Here is a 20,214-nt window from a genome sequence, read left to right on the forward strand (position 1 = left end):
AAAATTCAGAATTAATGACAATTATAAAGCACATCCTCTAATGCTACTGTTTCAACGTAAATTTAGTTTCGTTTTATCTTTTCATTCCATCTTATAACGAAAACCGACGTAAGTCATCCTGCCAAATACTGGCCCCCAAATCAATGAACTATCAAAGTAAGGGCTAAAGGGCTGATCAGCGGAAATAATAGGATCATCCTGCCGATAGTTGGCAAGGTTTTCCATACCCACGTAAAATGCCCAGCCTTTTTTCAACGTTTTAGTTACCTGCGCATTCATTAAGGCAAAATCCGGTGATTCGCCTTCTCTTTGAAATTCCTCCAGGTTTGATAAGGTCTGCGGTATACGCTGTACTCCTGTCCACTGTAAGGTCCAATCGAAGTCCCATGCGTTCTTGGTTTCATACGCCAGATTTATGAATGCGCGATCTTTGGGGACAAGAGGCTTTCTTAACAAACCCTGGGTATAATCAACCTTGACATCGAGCCAGCGATAAGCAAGACGGACATCCAGCCGTTTCACAGGCTGATAATCCAATTGTAATTGAACACTCGTGGAATAAGAATCGCCTTCCAGGCCTGTAAAAACAGCCTCCTGGGGGTCTCGGTCCAAATCCAGCACCACTTGTTCCGAAAAATCCGTATGGTATACATCAAATGACACAATTCCGTCACGATAGTTTAGCCTGAAATCATGGGAAACGTTCAACCCAAAGTTCCAGGCTTCGTCCTGTTGAAAGCCATAACCTACATTCGCTGTTTGGTTGTCAAATAAAAGCCGCCGTGATGAAGCCAGAATACTTGTATTTTCAGCAATAACATTGGCGGTTCTTCTGCCTTTACCAGCAGAAGCACGCACTACGGTACTCTCAATCGGGCTATACCGGAGATGCAATCGGGGGATGAAGAATAGTTCTTCGAACAGACTGTTATAGTCCGCTCTTATTCCGGCTATAAGCGTGAATTTTTCCTGTTCTTCAAATGTATATTCGAAAAAAGTACCGGTTACATGTTCCGTTCTGTCAAATTCCAATTCATCCAATGACTCATCATACGTATCCAGCAAGTATGACAAACCTGTTTTAAACTTATGTCGGGTATTAGAAAATACAGATTGATAGATGACATTACCGTACAGCGATTTTTGACGCGCCGTATAATCGACCAGTCCAAAGTAATTATCCAGTTCTTGTCGGGTCGCTGAAAATTGCATACCAACACTTTTGTAAGGTTTACCGGGAAAAACATACCCAAGTTTCCCCCAGGCCTCATAGCGCTCTGAGTTGATCTCTAACCCATAGTTGTTTGTAGTGTTTCTATCAACTGACTCTTCGAAATCGGTTTCACCACCTTGCTTACGGTCCCTCAAAAGTTTCACCCCAAACTGTCCCAGCCAGCCTTTCTCCCCACGATAAACCCAACGATTGATCATGTTCAGCTGATTGGAAATCGGAAAATCCATAAAACCATCGTCGTTGACATCATTTTCTATGGGTCGTAAACTGCCATGAAGTAACATAGTAGTCGCCCAGTTTTTTCCCACACGTTGGCTGGTATTCAGATTTAACTCTGTTCTACCAGATTGGTTATAATACCCATTAATAAATAATTTTTCACTTTCAAACGGCTTTTTAAGCTCTACATTAATCTGACCGGCTATACTCTCATATCCGTTGATTACCGACCCTACCCCTTTGGTTACCTGAATGCTTTGAATCCACGTACCCGGGATATAGCTAAAGCCATAATTTGTGGCTAACCCCCGAATACCCGGCATGTTTTCAACAGAGGTCATAACATTAGCTCCTGACAGCCCTAACATCTCAATTTGACGTGTTCCGGTAATGGCATCCGTAAAAGATACATCTACAGAGGGGTTTGTTTCAAAACTCTCCGACAGATTGCAACAAGCTGCTTTGAAAAGCTCATCTTCATCCATTTCAATGGTATTGATACCTTCCAGGTAGTTCAGACCACTTGTAGGCTTCCAGCCTTCCACTACTACTTCTTCCAAAAGTCCATCAGTTTTGAGCTTCACCTTAATATTGGACTGATCTGTAATGGTTAAGGTATCAGTCTTATAACCTACAAAACTTACGATTAACTCGGTAATATCAGGTCGCCTTGGAATAAGAAAGGCACCATTAGTTCCTGTAATCGTCCCCGTATTGGTACCTGACCACACTACCACAGCCCCGGGTACGGGCACTTCCTGGCCATCAGGCTCTTCACTCACTACTAAACCGGTCAATTGATCCTGCCCGTTGCCCGTTAGGTATACTAACGACGTTAATATCAACAATACTTTTTTCATAACTTATTCAGTATTGTTGATATCAATGCTTTAACCTTGACTCAGAAGTATGCGGATCATGGTCTCTAAAGAGACAACAAAATGGTAAATGTGTATATACCGAATCCTGTGCTTTAATGAGTTCCGTATCGTGCCCTACTTTGGCTATACTTTGATGGATCTGTTGCTCTGATATTTTATCCGGACGATAGGCAATAAAAAGGTTTTTGGTGGAAACATTCCAGTCCACCATTTTCACCCCCTTTTGTTCAATAAGGCTTTTCTCAATCCGCCTTTTGCACATAATACAGTTTCCGTAGACTTTAATACTATCTTCTACAACCTTGACCTTACTTTGCGCTGATACTTTACTACTATTAAAAGCTAATGCTGTTGTTACAGCTAAGATAATTCCTAAAATTTTCATTGGTTAATCGTTTAAAAGTTCAAAATCACTGTAGTGCCATATTAATGACAAGGAAATGAACCCGTATTAACCGTAAAATGTAAAAGAAGAGTGAAGGATATAAATAGGAGTTTTATCAGGGGGAGGCAAGTCATAGGCTATGCCAGCACTATCTTTGACTGCCTTATTGCTAATTGAAAAAGGTAAAAGTTGATAAGCAGGAATAAAAGGGAAAGGAGTTACATCATTGATTTTATGAAACGTTGACAACGAGTGCTCATCGTCTAACTGCAAAACTTCAGTTTCATCTGAGCAACAACCTTTCATGTCACGGTCCGCCTCACCTTCAAAGCACTTCTTAGCCTCTTTAGCAAAGTATGCCACACTTTTCACCTTTCCCATACAATGGTGCTCACTTTTAAAAACACCTATAGAGAGGATAACATATAGAAGGGAAAACAGTATGACAGTGACTTTTTTCAAGGATAATGGCAGCTATTCGCTTTTACAAGTGGCTACTTTCTTACGTCCGGTGCTCAGGTCATTTTGATTGATCCCAATGTTACCTCCTGCTATTACAATATCAGCATCGGTACCTGTCGCTCCTAAATGGACTTTAACACTTCCATCAAATTCCTGTAACATATCAAAAGTAAACGTACTTTCGTCTGATAAGGTTTTAACTACTGTTACACTCTCTCCATCAGAACCTTTGAGGTCATTTAAAAGAAATGCTATATCAGCATCAGGCACATTAATATCACCATAATGCAGGTGAACAGGGTGGAAAACGTTTCCGTCCGTCCCATTCAACATAACGTCTACTTCCACTGCGTTATCCGTGCGCTCTTTGAAAGTAACATTACCGGAGATAGGAAAATCAGACGTTTGAAGGAGGTCATAAACTATTTCTCTGCCGGTGTATAAATCCTCCTCATCCTGAGATGATTTATTATCACATGACCAAAGCCCCAGAGAACAAAAAATAACTAATACGCCAAAATTTTTCATACAATCAAAACGAATTTTAAGCTTTACCAGTTCATAAACTTACGGCTTTTTGACTAAAAAAAAGGTTTAAATAATGCTATGAGTTCGCTTGACTGATTTAAAGACTATGAATGTATGATATATCACATATTATCGATCAGGGGAAAAGGCGACTTATGCGTCGAGTGATTTGATCCAGTTCATTCGTGGCAGCCGCCATCATATCAATTATGCCGTCCCTGTCAGCTTCTTTTATAGTGCCTTTTTCAAGCGATAAAATATGTATGAGCCCTATTAATCTTGTCACAGGCGCACGTACCTGATGTGAATTAGAATAGGAATATCTAATCAGCTTTTCATTTTGAAGTTGAATCTCCTTTGTGCGTTCACTAACCGTCTTTTCAAGAGATAAATTCATTGTACGAATTTCTTCATTTGCCTGTCTCAATGCATCAGCCTGAGATTTGATTTTTTCGCTTTGATCAATTATTTCTCTGTTAAGTTCTTCCAGTGATCTATGAGCGTTTTTTTTATCTCTGTAAAGCCTGTATACAAAATAGGCCACACAAGCAATGATTAACAGTAGTGCAAGCGCCGAATACAAAATATAGTTTTGCAACTCTAATTTTGCATGACTTTCTTCCAGTCTCAGTGCCTTCAACAGATTATCTTTTTGAAGCAATTCGTTTTCTTGATTTATTCTGTCTAACTCATATCGGGACTCTATTTTTGCAATCTCCTTTATCTTGTTTTCATTCAACAAACTGTCATTATAGCTTTTATGCAGCAATAGATATTTTAATGCTTCCAGGCTCTTGTTAAGGCCATTATAGTACTCATAGATGAACCACGAGACTTCGGCTGCATCCTTTTTATTTCCAACCTGAGTGAAGATACCCAAACTCCGTTCCGCGAAAATTATGGACAGCTTGGCATTTTCTATTAATCTATAAAGTTTGGCCAGATAAAAATAAGAAGTAGCCGCACCATTATTTTCATTGATTTGCAACTTAATTGTCAAAGCTCTGTTAAAATATTTATGAGCAGAATCGAGTTCATTTTTAGCAAGAAACACTCTCCCGATTTCGTTTAACACGTCAGCCACACCCGTTCGGTTATTGATCTGTTGATGAATGCTTAACGACTTCCGGAATTCTTCGTAAGCAGATTCAATGGAATCCTTATTAAACAGTATCACTCCAATATTTTGATAATCAATAGCAATGCCTTTTTGATCATTAATTTCCAAATTAACTTCTAAAGATTCCCTATAATAACGCTGGGCCTCTTCATATTCACCCAGTTCTGACTTTAACCTACCCAGGTTCAGATATGTCCTGGACAATCCGTTTAAATTACCAGAGGATTTTTTAGCCTCAATCGCCTCTAAATAAGTTTTTAATGCCTCAACATAATTGCCCATACTTTGATAAATAAGACCAATATTATTGAGGGTCATGCCCACACCTTCATTCGTGCTTAACTGTCTTTTGATCTCAAGAGATTGTTGGTAATATTCCAGCGCCTTAGGATAGTCTCCCAGGTTACGGTATACAATACCGATATTATTAAGTGCCTTATGTTTTCCCCTCAGGTCACCAACACGCTCCATGATTTCCAAAAACCTTCCATAGTGAATGAGAGCAGTTTCATAATCAGATTGAGAATAAGCGATAATGCCAAAGCTGTTATGGCTGCTACCTATTCCGTGTTCATAATTAAGCTTAGTTGCCAGACCCATAGCTTTATCTGCATAGGATCGCGCCGAATCAATGGAGCTTCTATAATACTTGAATGCGAGTTTATTCAATACGATCACGCTCATTGTATCATTGTCCAACCCCTCGAGTACAATTTTTAAACTATCTATCTCCCTTGTTTGAGCATAGTTTGGATGCAACTTTGAAGACAATATCAACAGAACCATTACTACGCAACGCACAACAAACTCCGTTTACTCATTCTTTTGAAAATTTATTAAGACTAGAATATATTGAATTATGCGATAAATATAAACTTGTTCATTATGAATATTACGAGAGAATTATAAAAAAAAGGTTGTAAATTAAGCTTTAAAATAAATCTTACACAAGAAAGATAATGTAGCTTAAACATCGATTACTACATCACATTTTCCACAAAAAATGAACCTACTAAAGCATGGCCTACATTGCACTATTGAGAGGCATTAACGTTAGCGGCCAAAAAATTATTAAGATGGCCGAACTCAAGCTAAACTTCGAAAAATGGGGTTTTAAAAAGGTGAAAACTTACATACAAAGTGGGAACATTATTTTTAATGCCACAGACAACGATCCAAACCAGCTTGCGGTAATGATAGCAGAAAAAATTTTAGATACGTATGGGTTTGATGTAAGTGTAGTGGTGAAAAGCCCATCAGACCTTGCCAAAATTATCCACGAAAACCCCTTTGCCAATGATGCTGACAAAGAAACGCACAGAGTGTATTTCACACTCCTTGCTCAGCCCCCCTCTGAAGGTAATATTCAAAAACTGAGTGAATATGATTTCAGCCCGGAGCAATATATTTTACAAGGAACGGTAATCTACTTTTACTCTCCCAAAGCTTACGGAAAGGCCAAAATGAATAATAATTTTTTCGAAAACAAGCTAAAGGTTGCTGCCACCACGCGCAATTTCAAGACCCTGAACAAGCTGATTGATATGACCAGCGAATAGATCCAATACGCAAATATGTTGTCATAAATAACTTATAATCATATATTTATCAGCACTTACTTCAAATTCATATCAATCAGCTATAAGAATACAACTCGGAGAGAACACGGAATCAACGGTCTTTAAGTAAGTCATTTTACCAGAATTATTATTCAAGCCATACATACTTATTGTGTGGGAATCCATTCCTGCCACCACGAGCACTTTACCTTCCGGGTCAATAGTAAAATCCCTTGGGGTCTTATCCCTGATCTTTTCGATCGCCAGCAGATCTAATTTTCCGGAAGATGTTAACTCGAATAGTGTGATTGTATCACACCCCCGGTTAGACACATATAGAAATTTACCGTTGGGGTGTATTCGAATGGCTGCTCCGCTGGGAGTTGAGTTATAAGAAGGAGGCAGAGAGTTAACCCTATGAAGCAAAGTGGGATGATCAGCGGATATATTGAAGGTATAAATATCTCCTGTCAATTCACAAAACACAAATACGAGTGGTTTATCGGGATGCGCCACCATATGCCTGGGTCCTGAACCTGGATCCATATTCAGATCCCATTCCGGGACAGGCTTTAGTCCATTCGACGCCGTCAACGCGTAGGCTTTACAACTATCTATTCCCAAATCAACTACGTAAATCAAATCAGTTCGTACAACACAAATCATATGGGCGTGTGGACTTTCTTGCCTTGACAAGTTTGGCCCTACTCCCCGGTGCCTGACTTCATGACTTTCAGGTAGTATTGCCCCGAATGCATCAATAGGGAATACCAACACGTTCCCCGACCCATAGTTAGCCACCAGCAAACAGTTATTATGAACCGTTAAATGACACGCCAGGGAGCCCCGGAACTCCCGGGAGTTGATGAGTGTTAACCCTCCCTGGTCATCTACTTTATAGGCATATATTTTTGGGTTTTCATCAGAGAAAAGTTCTTCTGCAGCGTAAAGAAACCGGCCATTTTCTGAGCGTGTGATATAAGCCGGGTTACGCTGAAAGATAGTGCTCAGGGGCCTTAGTTCCTGCAGCCGCTCATCGATATCATAACATTGGATCCCCTTACCCCTACCTACTATTTCCTCTGATAATTTCTGAGTATAACTTCCGATATAGATTTTCATGACAACTATAAATAGATATACCTTAACCGATGATCATGTTTTGAACGTAACTAAGATGATAAGGCCCTCAAAGAATACCTAATACTTCCCAGAATAATTTGTGAATTCGCTCTGTTCTTCAGGACCAATTCATTGAACCAGAAATATAGACATGATCCTTGATTGACCACTTATCTTTTCTTTTTTAATGGTCCTTGAAGCAAAGTGTATCTAATCAGGGGTTTTGCTCCAAGGGCCTTTTAGGTTTCAAAAGTGAATACGTGAGCATTCAACACTCATTAGCATAATGAATGCCAGATATTTCTTTTTGCTGCTACAGAAAAATATCTCTTTATTCATTCTTGATAATTAAAGGTACTGCTCAGGTCAGCAATGAGGACCTCAAACTCGCCTGGTTCAGTTACCCATTCATTGTTGAGCCCGACAAAGGATAGATCTTTTTTCGTTAATGAAAAGGTTACTTCTTCTGTGGCATTGGGTTCCAGATAGATCTTCTTAAATCTTTTGAGCTTTTTATTACTTGGTGTGACAGAAGCATACTGATCTCTCAAATATAGTTCTACTGTGTGATGCCCGCCTACCTTTCCGGCGTTGGTGACTTTTACACTGGCTCTGATGGTGTCATTTTCAGACTGTATGAATTCTTTATTTAGCTTAAGGTCCGAATAGTTAAAAGTTGAGTAACTTAATCCATGACCGAAAGTCCATTGAGGCCTGTAGGCATCTTTACCAAATAAATTAGGAATATCCTCACTTATTGTTTCTGAAAATTTATGATCGTAAAGCAATACATCACCTGTTGCCCGAGGGTAAGTAAAGGGAAGCCTGCCAGCCGGGTTAAACCGGCCTGTTACCACTTCTACCAGGGCAGATGCTCCCTGGCTTCCCGGCCGGTATCCGTATAGGATGGCATCCATCTTCTCTTCAATGGACGCGATCACTCTTGGCCTTCCCTGCAGAAGTATTAAAACAATTGGTTTACCTGTTTTTTCTGCTGCTTTAGCCAGTTCAAGCTGTCTATCATCCAGTGTCAGATCGTCAATACCACCTGGGCTCTCGGCGTAGGCATTTTCTCCCAGGCACAAAACAATTGCATCAACCAAAGCTGCGTCTTCCAAAAGCCCCTGGGTATCATAGTTATCGTTATGATCAAAGTCTGAATGTGACCTTGAGATAATATTGGACCTGCCATAGGTATTTTCAAATGCCTCCACAACAGTCTGAGTAGATTCCGGGTACCTGCTTGCATCGTCTCCCTGCCATGTAAATGACCAGCTCCCATGCAAGGCCGGAAGGCTATTCGCACAAGGACCTGCGATCAGCAGTTTTTTATTGACGCTCAATGGAAGTACGTCAGACTCATTTTTAAGCAAGGTGATAGATTCAAGAGCAGCTTGTTTCGCTACTTGTGTATATTTTTTTTCTCCAAAGTTGTCTTGGCTGTTTTTTTCCGGAAAAGCATTTTCGAATAACCCCAGCTCGATTTTCAGTTTTAGAATCCTTCCTACCGCTTCGTCTATACGTGCGATGTCCACTTCTCCTTCTTTCACCAACTCCACCAGGTAATCATAAAAGCTATAATCATATGGGATCATGCTCATATCGACCCCCGCATTCACCGCTATTTTCACTGCTTCTTTGAGTGTAGCAGCTATTTTATGCCGGGTATGCAAACGCTTGATGTCCTCCCAGTCTGAAACAGCAAGCCCTTCAAAACCTAATTCTTCACGTAAGATCGTTTTCAGGAAATAAGAACTGGCATGTACCGGCACACCATTGACCTCTCCTGAATTAATCATTACCGTAGAGGTACCTGCTTCAACAGCGGCCTGAAAAGGAGGTAGAAAAATTTCTCTTAGCTGTCGTTCGGGAATGTAAGACGGTGTTCTGTCTTTTCCACTTCCCGGAACCGAATAGCCAATAAAATGCTTCATACATGAGGCTACTGCATCTATTTTATTGAGGTTATCTTTTTCATAGGCACTAATCATTTTCGCACCCATTTTGCTGGTCAGGTAAACATCCTCCCCGAAAGTTTCCTCAAACCGTGACCACAGCGGTTCTCTTCCCATTCCCAGCACCGGGTCAAAGTTCCATCGTATGCCGGAAGCCCTGGTTTCCAAGGCCGTGATATGAGCAGTTTCACCTGCCAGATCAAGGTTTCTCGTAGCAGCCATACCAATATTGTGAGGAAAGAGTGTACCCCCCCGGATATAGTTTGATCCATGAATGGCATCTATCCCATAAAGAACGGGTATGCTATTGGGCGTTTCTTTTGTGGCCAGCTCCTGGATCTGGCTCAGAATGTTGTGCCATTCATCCAATGTATAAGCTCCTCCTTTTACGTTGAGAATGGAGCCTACTTTCTTTTCTATGATGGCTTTTCTGAGTTTCTGTGGGTCTAATTGTGTTGAAGAGTTATCTTTTAAAATAACATCGATAGCCACTTGTGACATTTGTCCTACTTTCTCTTCCATGGACATCCTGGAAAGCAGTTCGGTAACTTTGTGATCTATCTCTGTTTCATTTGAACTTTTGGGTGGTTGCGCCTCTGCTTCAAGGAGTATAACCAGTCCTGAAAAAAATACGATGAGTGGAAAATGGTTTAGCATATCTGTTAATAATTAAGTAGTTCTAAAAATTGGATCCCAGAATTCATTTTATGATGTATTGATATTCGCAAACTCCCCTTTTATTTGCTTAAGCTCTTTCACATATTTCTCCACCAAAAAAATCGAAGGATGTGCACGTAATGTGTGAATACTATGAACAAAGGATAATCCCAGGGAACCTGGAATGGTCGCAAAACTTAGCATGATCAGAAAGGTGGAAGTCTGCTATTCATATAACACACTCCCATTTATCTCCGAAGAGGAGAAACTCATTTTGCTCCCTCTACCCACCGAATAGGCAGGACTAAGAGGGAGCAAAAGGAATCTCACCTTTAAAAAGTCAAGGTAGCCCGGAGAGAAATTGGTCTCTTTTAAAAAAGCCGATGTATTGGATTGAACCTTCATTCAACCCGGGTGGCGTAGGTTTCTATTGATTCCATTGATAAACCCCCAGCAGAAAATGTACTGAACACGAACACACCTTCCATATTATTCTAAACCTTCTAAAAATCCGGTATGCGCTCTTTTGAAGGAAAAGTCTGCATTGTACAGTAATGGCCAATCAGGGTGTCCCCAAAATTCCAGCAGCCAGGTCTCATCATCTTTCATTCCCCAGATGGTTATCCCAAACTTACTTTCCTCTGGTATGGCATTGTAGACTTCCACCACTTCCCTAACCTTATTTTGCTGATAGTTAGCACGTTGAATTGTTAAAACCTCAAGGTCATTGGCCGGATTGGCACGAACATCCAGCTCTGAAAAGTGCAATAGCAAACCGAGGTCCGTTACTTCTTTGGCAGCCGATTCGATCGCTTCCTTAGAGGGGTTATCATGGGAGATATGCATTTGATAGCCAAACCCATCTATGGGTACCCCGCGGTCCAGGAAGTCTTTCACCATATTCAAGGCTGCTGTTCGTTTTACCGGATGAGTAACCATGTTATAGTCATTATAAAAGATCAGCACGTCGGGATCCGCTTCCCGGGTCCACCTATAGCACTTTTCGATATAGTCGTCCCCCATTTTTTCTCTAAAAACAGAGTTTCTCAACACACCACCGACATCTTCAAACGCTTCGTTTACCACATCCCATGATTTCACTTTTCCCTTATACCGGGTCACAGTGGTTTTAATGTAGTCTTCTATCATAGTTTCAAACTCCTGATCCGTACCGCTGAATTCTTCTACCCAAGTCGGAGTAGCATTGTGCCAGATCAGCGCATGTCCGTGTACATCCAACCCATTTTCTACTGCCCAATTCACTGTTGCATCTGATTGGGTAAAGTCTAAGTTACCTTCAGAAGGATACATAATGTTCATTTTCATTTCATACTCACTGGTAATCTGATCGTATTCCCTCAATAAGATCTCCTGATGCTGACCATTGAGTTTGTTTACCTGTACCGCCATTCCGACAGAAAATTCTGCTGCGTCTTTGAGTGGTGAACCTGGCTCTGAGCCTGAGGCATTAATGGTGGTCACACTCACAACATTGGAATTGTCAGACACCAAATCCCTCGATATCGACCTTACCCTTACGTAGTAGGTAGTGGCAGGTTCAAGGTCGGAAACGGTGAACTCTGAAAAATTGTGTCTTATTCCCTGATAAGGCTCCACAAAATCTGTGAAGGCTTCATCTCTGGCCACATCTATTTGATAACCATCAGCTCCCTCTATAAAAGGCCAGTCAACAAAAAAGGAACTGGCAGTAACCTCAGTTGGAGCGGAAAGATTGGGAGCCATCAACACTGCTGGCTCGTCTGCACCATCACTTTCGCATGCTCCAAAAAGTATAGGTGATCCTATAGCCCCTATTACCAATAATCTAATAAGTATAATATGCATTTTAGTTTTTCAATAATTGTGGTTAGTAACTTTATTTTAAACTGTTGAGCTATTGATAAATAGTTGATTCAACCAATCAATTGTGACCTTTTTGCCTTTGAACCAGGCTTAAAATCGTCCACGTAGGCATCCCCTGACCAGGCCTGATCCCGGAACCGGTGCTCAATCACTTTGATCAACTCCCTTTTAGTCTGACAAAGGAATCTCAATATCCGCCCATTTCCCTTTTTTTATCGTGATCAAAATTGCTCACCGTGTCCGGGACCAGGTTGCTTTTAGAGATCAAATCCCATTCGATCGACATACACCGTACCGGACCAACCCTGGTCCTGGAACCAGATTTCAGTAATTTCAGCAGGACTTCCAAAGTCAGCTATTGGTATTTCAAAATCTACCCATTCACCTTCCTTTATCGTAACTAGCATGGTATTATCGACGTCGGATTTTACATTAAGGTTCAATTGCTTACCATCGGTCCCGTCACCTCCAAAAAGTGAAAATGCAAAGACCTGGGAGCCTGCTATGGACACCGGAGATTTACCCCACGTACCTAGCTGAGCACCTCCACCAAAACCACCTTCATAGGTCACTTTTATCGAATTTTCACCTTCTCTAGGGTTTTCTGTATTAGCAAAATCGGTAGTAGAACTCCAGCCGCCACCTTCGCTCATGGCCTCATCAATAGCGTCCACATACAGGGGTATCAACAAAGCGCCCAAACCGCTGGACGGAAGACTGATTGCCAAGCCTAAAGGGCCGCTAAAGCCATGTATCGTTGTGTAGTTGATCACACCGAGTGATGCAGCTTCCGGCAGATCAAAAACAATTGATCCGGCCGTGTGACTTGTAAAGTCAGCCGCCAGCATTGTACCATGGCCGGGCAACTGTAAAGAAGCTACTAAATCCAAATCACTCCCCGTAATGGTAACTTCGTCTATTCCCGGTTTCTGCGTTTCGGGAGCAATACTGGTTCCTGCGGGCAAAACAATGACAAGCTCGCCTGATGATTCCACATCCACTGGCGCTGCCTGCTTCAACGTGACCTTTCCCTGCACTGCCGTAGCAGGCACCGTCAGTTCAATAGCAGTCTCTGATTGTGCAGTAAACGAACCGCTGGTTATTGAAACGTCTTCAGAGAATATAACTTCGGTCACCAAATCCAGGTTTGCCCCCTCAATGGTGAGCGTAGATTCATGCCTTACCGCCGTTGGGTTCAATGCCGAGATCACCGGTACCAGTACTTCAAGTTGTGAATCGTGTGCAAAGACCAAAGGTTCGGTCCCTCCGGCGCTAAAGGTTATAAACCCGGTCTGTGCCGCCATCGGTACAGTGACTTTCAATTCGGAAGAAGATTGAGTAACAAAACTTTCCTTAAGCACTGTAATATCAGAAGAAAAAATGATGCTTTCCACCCAATTTAGTTTATCTCCGGTTACTGTAATCTCCGTGCCTGGTTTAGCAGAAGGGGTTACACTGCTTATAGTCACCGGAACTTCCAAATTGAGTATCGTTTTAGTCTCAATTTCTTGTGTAGATGTTCTCAATATGAGTGTACCGGGCTCTGCTTCCTGGGGAACAGTCACCAGAATTGACCCCGGGCTATGCTCTTTGAAGTCAGATACTTCAACTGACGGTCTAAAGAGAATAGAACTTACCTTATCAAGGTTCGTTCCGATAATGATAATATCTTCTCCGTGTCTCACACCGGAAGGACCAAAGCTTAGCACTGCCGTATCGGTACTTGCCGTATCGTCATCGCCACATGCAACCAGCATGAATTGTCCCATTACCATGAGTAACATGATAACACGAACATGTGATTTTATATAAGATATATTATTTTTCATTTTATCCTTTTTTTGTCGATGAGATTTGGATTGACCTAACGTTCAATCCAAATCTCTAAATGTTGAACCTTATCTATTATGGTTCTACAATTCGAATATTATCCACGTAAAATTCAACTTCGTTATCGCTATTTTCAGGTGACCCTAAAAGCCACATGCTAAGTGAACCTGCCGCTGCTTCTACGAAAGCCTGACCGTCCTCGTAAAACACACCTTGATCGTCGTCATGTTCCATGAAATATTGGAAATCTGTCAGTGGTATGACCACTGTCATCCATCCACCGTCTGTATCAAACTCGGCATTCTCTTCTGCCCATGGGCCCCATATAGCCCTTGCATTCAGATTGTTGGTCCATATTTCCTGGTTATTTTGAGAATGATCGGGTGTTGAAAAACAGATGTTCAGGTATCCACCAAACCATTTATTTACTTTCGCTTCAAATTTTAATACATGATCTCTGTAAGCACCGGAATAATCAGGATAGAAGTTCCCTGTTCTACCAGGGTCATCACCTCCCCAATAATGGAATAACATTGGTGAATTAGCAGGAGCTCCAGGTCCTTCATCTCTCACATTGGCTCCAATATTCCCTCTGAAGACATTATAGTTACCGTTGATCTCACCATCACCCGTTTCAGGAGCACCGATCCTCCAGCCATTGGGCTGCAAATCGTCAAAATCTAAGATAATGTTCCTACTATCCCACAAGTGAAAACCGGAAACCGTCTCTCCAAAGTTTGTTGAAATGGTTACCGGGCCTTCCGTAGCCTCACCTGGTACGGTAAATTCTATTCTTTCCTGTGAAACAGATACCAACTCCCCGGTAACACCTCCGGAATACGTGATCGTGACGGGTTCAAAAAAGAAATTACCGGTCACCACAAGATTCTCTCCCGATTGCGGCCATTCGTTCACAGCTGCTTGAATTTCAGGAGCGCTAATGGATACTTCAAACGGATGTTCAAGGGTATCACTTCTATCGTCAATCAGGTATAGAATATTGGTCACAACGTTTGGGGCGTTGCTGGGAACCTGAACCACAATACTATGATTGGTCACCCAGGTTGGGCTTATGATCGCCTCCTGGTCGTTGAACCAAATGTGCCTCGTTCCTCCCAGGTTACTTCCCATAATGACCACCTCACTACCCAAATTTGCCCTGACGAGTAATGAGTCCGACTGGTCCGGGTCAGTTACACGTACATACGAGATTACCGGCGGTCCATCGGGTTCTTCCAGGCCTACGCCGTTTTCGTCTTCACATGATATGAGAACGACCGTACACAGTAGGACAATTAATTTTCCATTTATATATTCAGCTATTTTCTTCATTTTCCTGGCATTTATTCAAACTCGTATTCTACCGGTTCAGCCTGTGGCCTTAAAAGAGGGTTCATAACAACCTCATTTCCAGGTATAGGCAGTGACATTCTATTAGCCGTGAATGTGACCTGAGGTTCGGTATTCTGATTAGCCGGATTGGCTGTTCCGGATTCTCCTGCTCTTACTAATTCATAACCATCGGGATCGTTTTCCATGTTATCATTCACATCGATCCTGAAGTATTGATCCGACCGGCTTTGCGCGTTTAGCAGGTCTAATGTGCCCTGTGGATCACGATAATACTGTCGCTTAATATCTAGCCATGCCATGGCCTCCAAACCAAACTCGATCCTTCTTTCATTGAACAGATCACGAAAGCTCATTTCATTGTCAGAAGGAGTTGCCAATCCCGCCCGGCTTCTTACGGCCAGGTAAGCGTCATATCCGGGGCCGGAGGAGAGCGAACCGTCTTGTCCCATCAAGGCTTCGGCGTAGATCAGGTAAACATCTGCCAATCGCAGCATGTAGACATCAAACGGAGAATCCTGGTTGGATACAATGAAACCATGATCCTCCACGTTTCCAACTACATGTTTTTTCAAATTTGTCAAAGTAGGCGCCTGATTTTCGATTTCGGTCCCATTTTCATCTCTACCTATGATCTGATAGGTATACCCACCATTCACAACATTGATATAATCATAGAAATCACCATTCTGCATGTAGATTGCTCTTCTTCTTGCATCTTCTGCAGATTCAGCATTCGCTTGCAGTGTATTAATAAAATCAACACTCATCGATTTGCCTCCCCCCCAGGCTTGGGGGTCACCTGTAATGATCGAATTTCTGGCGAACCGTGCTTGTTTGGCATTGCCGAACCCCCAGCCTGCATTTATAAATCGAAGCGCAAACAGAATTTCAGGATTCTGCTCATTTTCTATCAGAAACATACTTTCATAATCAGGGAAAAGGACCAATCCGCTATTATTGATAACGTCTGCTGCATATCCGGCCGCCGTAGTGAAGTCTTCCAGTGAGCCCACACTATTACCACCGGCAGCTCTCTGACCAAGTGTGACATGAAGCTTTGCCAGCATCCCTTTTGCAGCCCATTCTGTCACTCTTCCTCCGGCATCTGCTTCAGGCAGGTTTTCGGCAGCAAATACGAGATCCCTTCTAATGAATTCATAGACGCTTCCCAGGGTGTTTTTAGGTAAAAACAGGTCCTGGTTCGCTACTTTTTCTGCAGGGCTTTCAATAATGGGTACTTCACCCCAGTATTCTACCAGGTAATAATAGGCTGCCGCTCTGAAAAATCTCGCCTCACCCAAACCAGCATTAATGTCTGCGTCGCTTACACCATTTGAACCGGCAATGCCCGGCATATCATCTATAATGAGATTGGCAAAAGAAACCACATCATAGAGGCTTTGCCAACCATTCGCTATATGCGTATTGTTCTCATTAAATGATGCGTAAAAAAACTGCCCTTCCTCGTCCCAGTTATGGAACATATCACCGGCCATCAGATCTCCGACGCACCAGCTTAATACGTCATTAAATTCAAACCAGGGACGACCATAAAGCGCTGCAGTAGCCTGTCTGATCTCATCGGCATCATTATACCAGCCATCAACCGTAGGCTGGTCTTCCGGAACAAAATCCAGGAATTCTTCACCACAAGAAGTTAATTGTATGGCTAAAAAAACCGTCAAAATGATTCTTATATATTGTCTCATTTTTTTAAAGTATTTTTTACATGTCTAACTTTATTCCAACCGTATACACCCTGGGAGCAGGATATCTGCCCAAATCAATATTTTGAAGTCTAGGGTTTTGATCAAACGATCCAATCTGTGGGTCCAGGCCTGAATAATTCGAGAACGTGGCCACGTTTTGTATGTTCACATACACCTGTGCGCTCGATAGTCTTATTTTTTGCAACCACCCGGGAGGCAAAGTATAGCCCAGTCTGACGTTCTGTATCCTCACAAAAGAACCGTCTTCTATCCACCGGGTTGACATAAAATGGTTAAAGTTTTCTGCCCCGTTGTCAAACCTTGGTATGGTGGTATTCGGATCTACCAGTTCCACATCATTGATGTTATTGAGATCCGTACCTCCTTCCACTAACCGGGTCCTGGCCCGGTTAATAATCGTCGTGGACTGATTATCAAAGTTGTTCAGCATCTGTTCGTTTCTGGCCCTGGAGTAATTCAACACATCCCCACCTATTGCTCCCATCACAAAAACATCCAACACCAAAGGCCCGTATTCAAATGTATTGTTAAGTCCAAATGAAAAGTCAGGATTTGGATCTCCAATGATGGTCTGATCATTGTTATCAATAACTCCATCACCATTAAGGTCCTTCCACTTTATGTCTCCTAACCATAATCCGGTGGTTCTATCAATTTTGTTTACCGCAGGGTCTTCATCCGAAGGGATCTGAACGGCATGATTGACAATTTCTTCCGCAGAGGTAAAAAGGCCTTCCATGACAAATCCGAAAAATTGACCTATCGGACGCCCCGGAACCGTTGCACTGGCGGTCTGGAACCCCGTGTACCAGTATATAGGGTCAAAAAGTTGTACCCCTCCTAAATCAACTACTTCGTTACGATTGACGGAAATATTTCCCCTGGATGACCAATTGAATTTGCCGCTTTCAATGTTAGAGGTACTCAGCGCCACTTCAAATCCCATATTTTCCATTGTACCTAAATTGGCCTGGGGGCCTTCTACCTGTCCGCCGAAAGTGGCTGGTAAGTTCACTTGAAGTAACAAGTTATCCGTTTTCTTTTGGTAGGCTTCAACTTCCAGGTTTGCTCTTCCGTTAAACAACTCCAGGTCCATTCCTAAGTTGACCATGGTAGTAGACTCCCACTGTACATCACGGTTGGAGTATCGTGCATTGACCACCCCAGCTCCAAATTGAGTATTCAAAGGATTCAATGAGGACCCAAAAGCGTAGTTACCAATGTTTTCGTTACCTACCAGTCCCCACCCTAATCTGAATTTCAAATCAGTAACCACATCATTTTCGGGCATAAAAGCCTCATTGGACGCTCTCCATGCTACGGCAACCGAAGGGAACCATCCCCACCGGTTATTGGGTCCAAACCTTGAAGAACCATCTCTTCTCATGGTGGCTGTTACTAAATAGCGATCTCCATAATTATAATTGACCCTCGCAAAAGTAGAAGCCAATGAATTCCATGCTTTAAAACCTGTATTTGGAATATTTGATATATCCCCCTGATTGATCACAGGTATATCATTGGGAAGATTGGCCTTATAAGCCGTCAATCCTTCATAATTACTTCTCTGTGCTTCCGTTCCAACTAACACGGTAAAATCATGATCACCAAAACTCCTGTTATAGGTAGCGAAGGTCTTCCATAACCAGAATGAATTTTGATTGGAAAGTTGTGCCAGTTGGCTCGTATTATTGACAATTTGTCCCCACTCATAGGTTGGCAGGAAAGCACTACTATTAAGCGTTGAAAAATCAGTTGCTAATTCAGTCCTGACTTTCAGTCCTTCGATGACATTAAGTTCGGCATACAGGTTATTAACAAATCGATAATCTAATGCGGTGTTGTTCCGCAGCAAGGCCAAAGCCACAGGGTTGGCACCTACCTGGGCCGAAACATTCTGAGCGTCCGGCCCGGCAAATGATCCATCAAAGTTTCTAACCGGAATGTGCGGCGCCATTTGGGCAGCTTGAGCAATAACACCATCTCCACCGTCCTGAAGAACAATTCTTTCATCTTTACGGGCAATGGACATGCTGGTTCCAACGGTGAGACGATCACTTATTTTGGCGTCGATATTAAGCCTTAAGCTTAGACGCTCAAAATCAGACCCTATAACAATACCATCCTGAGCGAAATAACCTCCGGATAACATGTACTTCACTGCATCAGTACCTCCGCTAAAAGTTAATGTGTGGCTTTGGGTCGGAGCTGTTTGATAAATGGCTTCCTGCCAGTCTGTACCCTCACCCAAAATAGATGGATCTGCAAAACTTGGATTTGGCTGAACTGATGACACTTCTTGCGCTACTTCGTTATTGTATTCCGCATACTCTCTCATGTTCATCATATCAAAGGTCTTATACACTTCCTGAACCGCGTAAAAACCATGATAGCTTATTTTACCTTTTCCTTCTGCTCCTCTTTTGGTAGTAATGATTACCACACCGTTCGCCGCCCTGGAACCATAGATCGCAGTGGCCGAAGCGTCTTTCAGTACCTGTATACTCTCAATGTCATTGGGATTCAGAAATGCCATGGGATTGATGTTATCACTCTGTCCGCCAGAACCTCCGGCCCAGTCAAAGCCAGCCGAGCTTTGGGCCTGACCCCCAATTTGAACTCCATCAACGACATAAAGTGGCTCACTACTTCCTGTAACAGAAGTTGTTCCACGTATCCGCACTGAAACCGCAGCACCAGGCCTCCCGGAATTCTGTGCCACATGCACACCCGCAGCCCTACCTTGAAGCGCCTGATCAACGCTGGAAGTAATGGCGGTGGTCAATTCATCTCCTGAAACCGAGGCCACAGCTCCTGTCAAATCGCTTTTCCGCTGTGTTCCATAGCCTACAACAACTACTTCTTCCAGGGATTGGACATCAAATTCCATCGATACATCAATCTCAGACTTGCTTCCAATTGGAACTATTTGTGATTGAAACCCGATAAAACTAAAAGACAGTGAACTCGATGAAGGGTCCGGGACCTCTATGCTGTACTTCCCGTTGATGTCCGTAACTGTTCCGAGGGTTGTACCATAGATAACCACAGAAACACCTACCAGCGGTTCACCCGTATCTCCCTCTAAAACTGTTCCAGTCACAATTGCTCCGTCCTGTTGTAAATCCATTCCGAACTCTGAGGCGAGAACAGATTGGAGTTGAACACAACAGAACCCAATCAACAACACTACTATTGTAAGATAGTGTTTAGACTTGTTCCTTTCAAGTAATGGTTTTTTCATAATTTTTTAAGTAATGGTTTTCTCATAATAGATTGGATTTTATTTTAAACATGATCAAATCACGGAATAGAA

13 protein-coding genes are annotated in these 20,214 nt (G+C 42.4%); 1 reads left to right on the top strand and 12 read right to left on the bottom strand.

The features are described from left to right. Positions 1–81: 81 nt before the first annotated feature. The 5 genes from FNH22_RS26210 to FNH22_RS26230 form a co-directional block, all read right to left on the bottom strand. Complete coding sequence (locus FNH22_RS26210) at positions 82–2,313, bottom strand: TonB-dependent receptor domain-containing protein (protein WP_143401480.1); 2,232 nt, start codon at positions 2,311–2,313, stop codon at positions 82–84. 22 nt (positions 2,314–2,335) lie between these two features. After that, entirely contained in the window at positions 2,336–2,719 is a 384-nt protein-coding gene (locus FNH22_RS26215; RefSeq protein WP_143401481.1) for a heavy-metal-associated domain-containing protein, read from the bottom strand. Between the two features lie 66 nt (positions 2,720–2,785). Then, positions 2,786–3,100 carry a hypothetical protein gene (locus tag FNH22_RS26220; protein ID WP_143401482.1) on the bottom strand — a complete coding sequence of 105 codons (315 nt, stop codon included), beginning with the start codon at positions 3,098–3,100 and terminating at the stop codon, positions 2,786–2,788. Positions 3,101–3,193: 93 nt separating this feature from the next. Continuing rightward, positions 3,194–3,709: a hypothetical protein gene (locus tag FNH22_RS26225; RefSeq protein ID WP_143401483.1), complete on the bottom strand. Its 516-nt coding sequence runs from the start codon at positions 3,707–3,709 to the stop codon at positions 3,194–3,196. A gap of 136 nt (positions 3,710–3,845) precedes the next feature. After that, positions 3,846–5,588, bottom strand: a complete 1,743-nt coding sequence (locus FNH22_RS26230) for a tetratricopeptide repeat protein (RefSeq protein ID WP_185154423.1) — start codon at positions 5,586–5,588, stop codon at positions 3,846–3,848. A gap of 260 nt (positions 5,589–5,848) precedes the next feature. Between FNH22_RS26230 and FNH22_RS26235 the strand changes: the two genes are divergently transcribed. Beyond that, positions 5,849–6,388 (top strand): DUF1697 domain-containing protein, encoded by a 540-nt coding sequence (locus FNH22_RS26235; RefSeq protein ID WP_143401485.1) that lies wholly within the window; start codon positions 5,849–5,851, stop codon positions 6,386–6,388. 72 nt (positions 6,389–6,460) lie between these two features. Here FNH22_RS26235 and FNH22_RS26240 read toward each other — a convergent pair whose 3' ends face one another. The 7 genes from FNH22_RS26240 to FNH22_RS26270 all read right to left on the bottom strand — a co-directional run bounded on the left by FNH22_RS26240 (position 6,461) and on the right by FNH22_RS26270 (position 20,142). After that, positions 6,461–7,510 (bottom strand): lactonase family protein, encoded by a 1,050-nt coding sequence (locus FNH22_RS26240; protein WP_143401486.1) that lies wholly within the window; start codon positions 7,508–7,510, stop codon positions 6,461–6,463. A gap of 335 nt (positions 7,511–7,845) precedes the next feature. Beyond that, on the bottom strand, positions 7,846–10,122 hold the full coding sequence (locus tag FNH22_RS26245) for a glycoside hydrolase family 3 N-terminal domain-containing protein (RefSeq protein WP_143401487.1): 2,277 nt from the start codon (positions 10,120–10,122) through the stop codon (positions 7,846–7,848). A gap of 489 nt (positions 10,123–10,611) precedes the next feature. Continuing rightward, a complete protein-coding gene (locus FNH22_RS26250; RefSeq protein WP_143401488.1) occupies positions 10,612–11,967 on the bottom strand; it encodes an endo-1,4-beta-xylanase in 1,356 nt (451 codons plus the stop codon). A gap of 275 nt (positions 11,968–12,242) precedes the next feature. Next, positions 12,243–13,814 carry a hypothetical protein gene (locus FNH22_RS26255; RefSeq protein ID WP_143401489.1) on the bottom strand — a complete coding sequence of 524 codons (1,572 nt, stop codon included), beginning with the start codon at positions 13,812–13,814 and terminating at the stop codon, positions 12,243–12,245. Between the two features lie 76 nt (positions 13,815–13,890). Then, positions 13,891–15,147 carry a glycan-binding surface protein gene (locus FNH22_RS26260; RefSeq protein ID WP_143401490.1) on the bottom strand — a complete coding sequence of 419 codons (1,257 nt, stop codon included), beginning with the start codon at positions 15,145–15,147 and terminating at the stop codon, positions 13,891–13,893. 11 nt (positions 15,148–15,158) lie between these two features. Beyond that, positions 15,159–16,877, bottom strand: a complete 1,719-nt coding sequence (locus tag FNH22_RS26265; protein WP_143401491.1) for a RagB/SusD family nutrient uptake outer membrane protein — start codon at positions 16,875–16,877, stop codon at positions 15,159–15,161. Positions 16,878–16,893: 16 nt separating this feature from the next. Next, positions 16,894–20,142 carry a TonB-dependent receptor gene (locus FNH22_RS26270; protein ID WP_255518163.1) on the bottom strand — a complete coding sequence of 1,083 codons (3,249 nt, stop codon included), beginning with the start codon at positions 20,140–20,142 and terminating at the stop codon, positions 16,894–16,896. Positions 20,143–20,214 lie beyond the last annotated feature (72 nt).

This window comes from Fulvivirga sp. M361, assembly GCF_007097395.1.
Lineage (GTDB): Bacteria > Bacteroidota > Bacteroidia > Cytophagales > Cyclobacteriaceae > Fulvivirga.